The organism is Wenyingzhuangia sp. 2_MG-2023 (genome assembly GCF_030548295.1).
Taxonomy (GTDB): domain Bacteria; phylum Bacteroidota; class Bacteroidia; order Flavobacteriales; family Flavobacteriaceae; genus Wenyingzhuangia.
In genome coordinates this window covers 1-261 of sequence record NZ_JAUOSB010000122.1, presented here as the reverse complement: position 1 = coordinate 261, position 261 = coordinate 1, and the positions used below count along the sequence as shown (strand labels likewise).

Genomic DNA, 261 nt, shown 5'->3' with positions numbered 1-261 from the left:
ATATTGCACGTCTTTAATCACCCCGGGCAGGTTGATGAGCTCGGTGGATGCCGTGTCCGATGGAACAGCGGAGCCGGAGTGTCTGATCGAAATATATTCCGGTCGAATCGCCAGCGCGGCGGATTTTCCCGACAATTGCTGCGCCAGTGCACCGTGCAAGACATTTGAAGAACCGACAAAACCGGCCACAAACGCCGTTTGCGGCTGGTTGTACAGGTTGCGGGGTGAATCCAGTTGCTCAATCCGGCCCTGGTTAAACAC

At 55.6% G+C, this 261-nt stretch carries 1 pseudogene; it reads right to left on the bottom strand.

Annotation, left to right across the window (positions count from 1 at the left end):
- Positions 1-261, bottom strand: a pseudogene (locus tag Q4548_RS16885) (spermidine/putrescine ABC transporter ATP-binding protein); the annotation flags it as partial.